At 63.1% G+C, this 8636-nt stretch carries 7 protein-coding genes; all 7 read right to left on the bottom strand.

The window, feature by feature from the left end; genetic code table 11:
• A partial coding sequence (locus tag AC0L2B_RS08950) for an IS256 family transposase (RefSeq protein WP_473744981.1) occupies window positions 1–636 on the bottom strand: 636 nt, incomplete at its 3' end.
• A 157-nt stretch (window positions 637–793) separates the two neighbouring features.
• On the bottom strand, window positions 794–2680 hold the full coding sequence (locus tag AC0L2B_RS08945; RefSeq protein ID WP_473744980.1) for an adenylate/guanylate cyclase domain-containing protein: 1887 nt from the start codon (window positions 2678–2680) through the stop codon (window positions 794–796).
• Between the two features lie 452 nt (window positions 2681–3132).
• A complete protein-coding gene (locus tag AC0L2B_RS08940; RefSeq protein ID WP_473744979.1) occupies window positions 3133–3885 on the bottom strand; it encodes an MOSC domain-containing protein in 753 nt (250 codons plus the stop codon).
• A gap of 7 nt (window positions 3886–3892) precedes the next feature.
• Entirely contained in the window at window positions 3893–5524 is a 1632-nt protein-coding gene (locus tag AC0L2B_RS08935; RefSeq protein WP_473744990.1) for an ABC transporter ATP-binding protein, read from the bottom strand.
• Between the two features lie 41 nt (window positions 5525–5565).
• Window positions 5566–6393: an ABC transporter permease gene (locus tag AC0L2B_RS08930; protein WP_128166589.1), complete on the bottom strand. Its 828-nt coding sequence runs from the start codon at window positions 6391–6393 to the stop codon at window positions 5566–5568.
• Complete coding sequence (locus AC0L2B_RS08925; protein WP_128166591.1) at window positions 6390–7331, bottom strand: ABC transporter permease; 942 nt, start codon at window positions 7329–7331, stop codon at window positions 6390–6392. Before AC0L2B_RS08925 ends, AC0L2B_RS08930 begins: the two co-directional genes overlap by 4 nt.
• The gene (locus tag AC0L2B_RS08920) at window positions 7313–8512 is read right to left on the bottom strand and encodes a C45 family autoproteolytic acyltransferase/hydolase (protein WP_473744978.1); all 1200 of its coding nucleotides are present in this window, start codon (window positions 8510–8512) and stop codon (window positions 7313–7315) included. The genes AC0L2B_RS08925 and AC0L2B_RS08920 overlap by 19 nt, the downstream gene beginning before the upstream one ends.
• Window positions 8513–8636 lie beyond the last annotated feature (124 nt).

Raw genomic sequence — 8636 nt, 5'->3', positions numbered from 1 at the left:
GAACGCGCGCCAGCTCGAATGGCTTTCCCGGTTGGCCAGTTCGACACCGAGCACCTGGCGCCGGCCCTCCCAGTCGATGCCGATCGCCACCAGCACCGCCTGGCTGGCGATCACGCCGGCCTCGCGCGCCCGCTCATAGCGCGCGTCCAGGATGAGGTACGGGTAAGGTTCGGCAAGCCGCCGCTCAAAGAACGCCTTCAGCGCTTCATCCAGCCGCGCCGTCGCCTGGCTTACCGTCGAGGCCGAGAAGGAATGGCCGCACAGCTCCTCGGTGATCGCCTTGACCTTCCGCGTCGACACACCTTGCACGTACATCTCGACCAGCGCCGATACCAGTGCCTTCTCCGAGCGCTGATAACGCTCGAACAATTCCGTCGAGAACCGGCCGGCCCGATCCTGCGGAACCCGAAGCTCCAGCACCCCAACCCGCGTCACAAGCTTGCGCTCATAATAGCCGGACCGGTAACCAACCCGCTCCGCCGTCCGCTCGCCTTTCTCGGCCCCGATGGCCTCCGTCATCTCGGCTTCCAAAGCCTCCTGCACCACAGCCTGCAAAACCCTGCGGAAGCCGTCCTCATCCGACAACAGCAACGCTTTCAACTCGCCTCTGCTCAGTCTAACTTCTCGCTTGGTCATGGCACACTCCCCTTCCACGGGAATCGGTGATCGAAACGTCACCAGCGTGCCATGGCCGCCACTCACCTCAGAGCATGGGCCGTTCCCTCTCCAAAGCTTTTTGCAGAACCTTCAGGACACTATCCTATTTCGGTCGTCAGGGAAGCTCGCTGAAGGGCTACTTCAGGCACTCGGGAAGACGTTTTGGAACAGTCATCTTAGCCAGTTGCTCGTCGGATGCACACAGCGGGAAACCGGTCAGGACCAAGGTTTCCAAGTAGCGCTCGCGCTCGGTGGGGCTGATCCCCGGCGCGTTGACCATACCTTCGACGGTCATGTCCGGGTAGTGCTTGAGCGCCTCCTTGACTGAGGCTTGCGCTTCTTCCATCCGGCCCGCGCCTGCGAGCGAACCGCTGCGCACCATCCATCTCCACTGGTTGTAGTTGTCAGGTGTCAGGCCTTCCATCATTTTCAGCGCATCGTCGTATCGCCCCACCATAAAGTAAGCGTTAGAGAAGAGGCCGGTGGCCCACATCGGGTAGTTAGGATCGAGCCGGATCACCCGATCGACCAATTCGGCACCTCGTTCTGGTTCACCGAAGGACGCGGCCCAGCCGGCATAGAAGGTCAGGATTTCAGCCGAACCGGGCGCGAGGCTCAGGGCTATTTGCAGCTCAGCTTTCGCGCGCGAAAGCTCGCCCCGCTCGCCTAAGCTCATGCCCAGCGCGGCGTGAGCTTCAGCGTCGCTCGGATCAAGTCGCACGGCGCGTTCGGCTGCATCGGCAGCCGCCTTTGCTTCTGTCTCGGGATTGACGCCGAAGTTCGCCAATAGCGAGTGAGAGTGGTAAAGTTCGACCCAGGCGCGGGCCAAGCCGGGATCCAGCTCGACGGCGCGGTTGAGCAGCACGATGGCCTGCTGAATATCGTCTTTGGTGATCCGCGCAAGCTTCTCGGTGCCAAGCAGATAAAGCTCGTATGCGCTAAGGTTCTCTGGCGGCTTGCGCTTGGCCGCAGCTCGGCCAGCTTTCTGGATCAGCCCCTCGCCGCCGCCTAGCCGGTTGGTGACTTGCTCAGATATCTCAGTCTGGACTGCGAACACATCTTCGGTGGGCCGGTCCCAGCGCTCCGACCACAGATGATTGCCGGATTGGGCATCGATCAGTTGCGCGGTGATCCGGACGCGGCCGCCCTGGTGCTGGATCGAGCCTTGGAGCACGTAGCCGACATGGAGCGCTTTAGCGACTTCGCGCACATCAACCGGCTTGCCCTTGTAGACTTGCGTCGAATTGCGAGCCACCACCTCCAATTCCGGGAAGCGTGCAAGGTCAGTGATGATGTCCTCTGTGAGGCCGTCGGCCAGCCGTCCAGTAGCCTCGTCGCCGCCATAATTTTCAAACGGCAGCACCGCTACCGATGGCCTGGCACTCACCGGCGCCGCCGGCCAGAATTGCCAAGCCGCTGCGGCGGCAAGCAGAAGGGTCACGGCCACCGCCATCCCCTCTAGCGCCCACCGCGGAGGAGACCGTATTGAGCGATGGCGGATGCCCTGTTTTTCAAGCGTTATGCGGAAAACCTGCACGGGTTCGGTGACGTTCTTGACCTTCTTCTCGCCCAAAGGTTCGAAACCGAAGGCAAGCTTCTTCTCGACCTCCTTGGCCACCTTACCGGAGACACAGATGCCGCCGGACTCCGCCAATTGTTGGAGGCGGGCGGCAATATTGACCCCGTCGCCGTAACGGTCGTCACCGTCGATTATCACCTCGCCAAGATTTATTCCGATCCTGACCAAGATCTGCTCGGCCTCGGGAAGCGACGCATTGCGCTCGGTTAGGCCACGCTGCAGCGAGACTGCACATTCCACCGCATCGACCACGCTGGCAAACTCGGCCAGCAAGCCGTCGCCCATGAGCTTGAAAATGCGACCGTGGTGCCGCGCAATCTCTGGTTCGAAAAGCTCTGCGCGACCAGCTTTCAGCCGTGCAAAAGTCCCCGCTTCATCACGCTCCATTTGAGCGGAATAGCCGACCACATCAGCAGCCAGAATGGCAGCAAGCTTGCGGTCCATGTCTAAGACCCTGCCTTCAGCTGAATAGTAGACGGCTTCCGACTAAGCGTAAAGGCGCTCGAAATTGCGCAAGGAGGGGGCAGTTCGCTAGGCTGACGCTGGTCTCTGGTCCGAGCTCATCATGGCAATGCTCCGATGATGGTTAGGCTGATCTTCAAGGCGGTGATTTTGCCAAGGTCCACAATTGGGCACAACCGCGGCTGTCACTGTGGTCGCTGGGACGTCGGCTTCAGGAAGCGGTCAAACCGATCGCAGCGTACGAGATCGGTGCGAGGCCGACATCTTTTATGGCATCACGACCGTCTGCTTCGGGTCACCACTTCCCCTTCGGACTCTCCCGCGGAGGGGAGAAAAGTGGTCGTGAGCTGTATTCGCCCCCGGCACCAAGCGTTGAATGTTCACCACTAGCGTCACGACGTGCCGCCGTCCGGCGTCGAAAGCTTGATAAAGGTTCAGGCTTCGTTCAAGGTGACCTGGTCGCCCAGCCTGATCTTGCCCGGTTCGATGATTTGGCAGAGCGCGCCGAAGCCGCCTTCGCCATGGCGCGCTATGGTTTGCAGCACTGCCGGCTCGAAGGCGAGATCGCCTTGCGCCAGCGCCGTGAAGGTGCAGCGCGCGCACGGTTCCGAGATCACGATCCGTGCCGTCCCGATCGACAGCACTTTCCCGATGATCTGCTGCTCGACGAAACCCTCCCGCGAGGCGTCGGTTTCGATCACGATGTTGGGCCGGAACCGCCTGGAATCCACTTGCGAAGGATCCTCAAGCAGGCCGGCAAGCCTGTTCATCGAGGCAGATGTGACGATGTGGATGTCGGCGCGCTGATAGCGTGGCGCGATATGATCACGGGCCTCCGAGCCGAAGCGGGCATGTGGGTGCAGCGCCGCCGGGAAATCGAGGAAGGCCGAAACCAGCTCGCCTGCGAGGCTGGAGCCGGCATCGATCCAGGAGCCGTCCAAGCCGATTTCCGGCCGGTCACCCTTCAGCCTTGCAACAAGGTTGGGCAGCGGTCGCCAGTGTTTTCGCTTCTCCGGCGCGGCAACAGTGCCGTCGCGCCGGTCGATGATGCCCCAGATCCGATCACCCGGAATCCCGCCCTGCGCAAGCTCGGTCCCGTCCAGCCGTTCGCCGCCCATCGAACTGATGGGGTATCGCCAGATCTCCGTGATACGGCCAAACGCTGTCATGGTGCGGCGACGAGCCATGCCGCCCTCATCGAGCCACTGCCTTGCGTGCGCCCGCGCCATCGGCGAAATGGCGATCGATCAGCATCGCGGCATCGAGAAGGGCGCGTGTGTAGGCGTGGCGCGGTCGATCGAAGACGTCGTTGCGGTCGCCGATCTCGACAATCCTTCCGTCCTGCATGACGGCGACCCGATCGGCAACCTGTTCCACCGCGCCCAGATCATGCGAGACGAACAGGCAGGCGAACCCGTAGCGTTCCTGCAACGACCGGATCAGAAGCAGAATCTGTTTCTGCACTGTCATGTCGAGCGCCGAGACCGGCTCGTCGGCGACGACGAAGGCCGGTCGCCTGACGATCGCCCGGGCGATCGCGACGCGCTGGCGCTGGCCACCCGAAAGCTGATGCGGGAAACGCTCGAGAAGGTCGCGCGTCAGCCCCACTTCCTCGATGACCTCATCCATGCGCGCGGTCCGCCGCTTGCGGTCCAATTCGGTGTCGAGCTTCAGCGGCTCGGTGATGATCTCGGCAATCGACTGGCGAGGGTCGAGCGACGAATAGGGGTCCTGGAAGACGATCTGCATGTTGCGACGCTGCGCACGCGCGTCAGCGGATCGATCGTTTGCAATCGCCGTGCCAAGAAACGAGATCGTTCCACTGGCCGGCCTGACGAGACCGACAATGGCGCGCCCGAGCGTCGTCTTGCCGGAGCCCGACGCGCCGACCAGCGCCAGTGTTTCGCCGCGCCGGATGGTCAGGTCGACGCCGTCGACGGCGCGCTTCGGCTGCGCGCGCCCAAACAGCCTGGGACGGCCCGGATAGTCGATGACGACATTGCTGATCTCGACCAAGGGCGGGCCGTCGACGGCTTTTCTCGATCCGCCGGCGCTGCGCTTGGGAAGCGCATCCACCAACCGCTTCGTGTAATCGTGCTGCGGTGCGTGAAGCACCTGGGTGCTGCTTCCCTGTTCGACCGCCTTGCCTTCGCACATCACCGTCACGTTGTTCACATAGTGCGACACCATGCCGAGGTCGTGGCTGATCAGCAGGACGGCGGTTCCGTTCTCCCGCGTCAGTTCGACCATCAGGTTAAGCACGTCGCGCTGCACCAGCGTGTCGAGCGCGGTGGTCGGCTCGTCGGCGATCAGCAGGCGCGGCTTGAGCAGCATGACCGATGCGAGCATGATGCGTTGGCGCATGCCGCCGGAGAATTCGTGCGGATAGGCCGCAAGGCATTTGCCGGGATCCTTGATCTGGATCCTCTCCAGCATTGCCAGCGAGCGGTCCTTTATCTCGGCGCGCGACAGGGCGCTATGCAGGCGCAGACCCTCCGCCATCTGCTCGCCGATGGTGACGGCCGGATTGAGCGAGACCATCGGCTCCTGGAAAACCATGCCGATCCGCGCACCGCGTATCTGGCGCAGCGCCTTTGCGGCGAGGCCGGTGAGCTCTTGTCCTTCGAAGTGGATGCTGCTGTCCGGCGTCGTGACCAGCGGGGCAGGGAGCAAGCTCACGATCGAGCGGGCCGCCATCGTCTTGCCCGAACCGGATTCCCCGACCAGCGCCAGCATGTCACTGGGGGCGAGGTCGAAATTCAGCCCGTCGACGATCCGCTTTCCCGATGGCCCGACCGAGATCGACAGGTTGCGCACTGAAAGCATCGTGTTGTTGTCCGCGGTCGGCACGAGCATGTTTCCAGGACCTACATTTTCGGGTCGAGCCAGTCGCGCACCGCGTCGCCCAGCATGTTGATGCCGAGCAGCGTGATCGAGATGCAGAGACCCGGCAGGATGATCAGATGCGGCGCCTGGCCGATATAGGGCCGAGCCGTCGACAGCATGTTGCCCCAGCTCGGCGCCGGAGGTGGGACGCCCAGTCCAAGAAAGCTCAGCGCGCTCTCCGACAGGATGATCCAGCCGAACATGGTGGTGGCGAGCACGATGATCGGGGCGACGCAGTTGGGCAGCACGTGCCGCGCCATGGTGATGATCTCGCTGTTGCCCATCACCCGCGAGGCCTCGACATATTCCCGCTCGCGAATGGACATCACCGAGGCCCGCACCACGCGCACCACGATCGGCATGTAGGCAAGGCCGAGCGCAACGATGATACCTTCGCGGCTGGCGCCGATCACCGCCATCAGGCCGAGCGCCAGAAGCAGGCCGGGGAAGGCGAGGAAGGCGTCGTTGACCATCATGACGACGCGATCGACCCAGCCGCGCAGGAAGCCGGCGAGAACGCCGAACACGATGCCGAGGATCAAGGCGAAGGCGACTGTCGCAAAAGCGATCCAGGCGCTGGTCCGCGCGCCGCTGGCGAGGCGGCTGAGCACGTCGCGCCCGAACTCGTCGGCACCGAGCAGGTGCTGGGGCGACGGCCCGCTGAGCCGCGACGGCAGATCGAGCTTGAGCGGATCGTAGGGGGCGATCCATGGACCGAACACAGCCAGAAGGATCAATGCCCCGGTGACGGCGATCCCGAAGGTCGCATTGAATTTCAGGCCGGGCCGGCCGAGCGCACGGGCGATCATGCGGCGACCCTCGGATCGAGCAGCGGATAGACGAGGTCGACGAGAAGGTTGACCACGACATAGATGAAGGCGATGAACAGCATCGTTCCCTGAATCACCGGATAGTCGCGAGCATAGATGGCGTCGACCAGCAGCCGGCCGAGGCCGGGAATGGTGAAGACGGTCTCGATGACGACGATGCTGGAAAGCAGGCTGCCGAGCACCAGGCCGATCAGGGTCAAGGTGGGCGCGAAGGCGTTCTTGAAAGCATGGCGCCACATCACAGCGCTTTCGGAAAGTCCCTTTGCCCGCGCATGGGTGATGTATTCCAGCCGCGCCACCTCGATCGTGCTGGCCCTGGCCATGCGCGCGATCGGGCCGGACTCGACGAGCACCAGGGTGACCACGGGCAGGATCACATAGAGAGCGGCTTGCGCGAAGTCGCGGCTGAAGGGCACGTAGCCGACGATCGGCAGCCAGCCGAGATAGAGGCCGAAGATCAGCATCAGCATCAGACCCAGCCAGAAACTGGGGATCGAGAGCAGGATGGTCGAGGTGGCGACGACGGTGATGTCGCCAAGACTGTCCTGTCTCCAGGCGGCCAGCATGCCGGCCGGCACGGCGATGGCGGAGGCGACAAGCACGGCCAGGAGGACGATGATCGAGGAGACGGCAAAACGGTCGAGGATCAGCGGCAGCACCTCTTGCCCGCTGCCGATCGAGCGCCCGAAATCGCCTGTAAGGACGTTGCCGGCCCAGATCAGATATTGCACCACCACGGGCTGGTCGAGCCCCATCCGATGCCGCATGGCTTCGACCTGTCCGGGCTGTGCGAGGTCTCCCAGCATCAGCGTCGCAGGGTCACCCGGGATGAAGCGCATCATCACGAAGACCGCAACCGACACCAGGATCAGGGTCGGTATGGCGCTGGCGATGCGGGTCAGGACAAAGCGGACCATCGTTTCTCCTGTGCTGATATCGAAGGTCTCCCCCGTGCCGGCATCGCCTTCTCGGCGCGCTCGCGGACCTCGTCGTCGAGGGTGAGTTCGTAGCGGGTGAATTCGCGGTTCTCGGCCGGCAATGGTGCGATCTCCATGACGCCGGCGGCTGGTTCGAAGACGATCATCGCCACCGTCGCCGAGAGATTGCCGCCTTTCTTCCTGATCCGCGGACGACAGACGCTGAACGGCGAAGCGAAATCGTCGAACAGGGCTTCCTTCAAATCGTCGCCCGTGACGTCCCCATGCCGCGCCGACAGGCGACGGCGCACGCGGTGGTCCCGGTAGAGACTGTCCGGCACGTCGCGAAGCCCGGTTTCGCGCAGCTTCGACAACGCCACCGGGCTCTGCCAGTGATTGGCATGGACGATCATGTCGTCGTCCGGATAGATGGCGAAGGCCTCGTCCGGCGCGCATTCGAAATCGACCGTGAAGCCCTCGGCGGTGCTGAGCATCATGTTGTTGGAGCCGGATTTCGGTGTCGTCGCCACCACCTTGATGGCGTCGGCGAAATGCTGCGCTTCAAGCGCCCGGCGCCGGATGAAGGGCAGCGGAATTCCGATGTCGCGGTAGTCGCGGTCCGATTCGAGATAGTTCGCGGTGATGCCGATGCCGGCCGCGTTGAAGCCGCTGCGCGCCAGTCCGCCGGCTTCGGTGAAGGTCAGGAGGTCCGGCCCGTCCGTTCGCCGGATGCGCAGCACCACCGAGGTCTCGGCGCATTCGGCCTTCCAGTCCCAGTTCTGGCCATGGATGAGCCTGCCGTTGCGGGTTGCCTCCGGCAAAATCACAGCGCCCGTGCAGCCGTCGGGCTCGTCGTCGGAAATGCCCTTCTCGCGCCGGGCGAGCTGCAGGATTTCGGTACGCGCATTGACCAGGACGATGGAGGACAGGTCGAGATTGGCGCCTGACGCGATCCCTTGCATTTCCTCGACGAGATCGGGCGCCCATTGCCGCAAGCGAGGCAGGAAGATTTCGGAAAACCGCGCGACATCGTCCCGCCCGAAGCCGAACCGGTCGAGTTGCCCGGCGTAGAGCGCCACCGAAGCGCCGATGCGACCGCGCGCCTGTTCGCCATAGGCCATGCCGCGCGCTTTCGGCGCTCCTTCGATCTCGACAAGCGGAAAAGGTGCGACTGTTGTCATCAAGGGAAGCCTCAACTCGTTGAGTTCGGATACTAATGCATTTTGATTGAATGAAAAGCAGGAAAATTCGATAGATTGCCAGTTCGAACTGCGTGGCGCATATCTATAATGCGAAGATGCGAAC

This window comes from Mesorhizobium sp. WSM4815, from assembly GCF_055811575.1.
The sequence above is the reverse complement of the archived record's forward strand: the minus strand, read 5'-3'. Positions and strand labels throughout refer to the sequence as shown.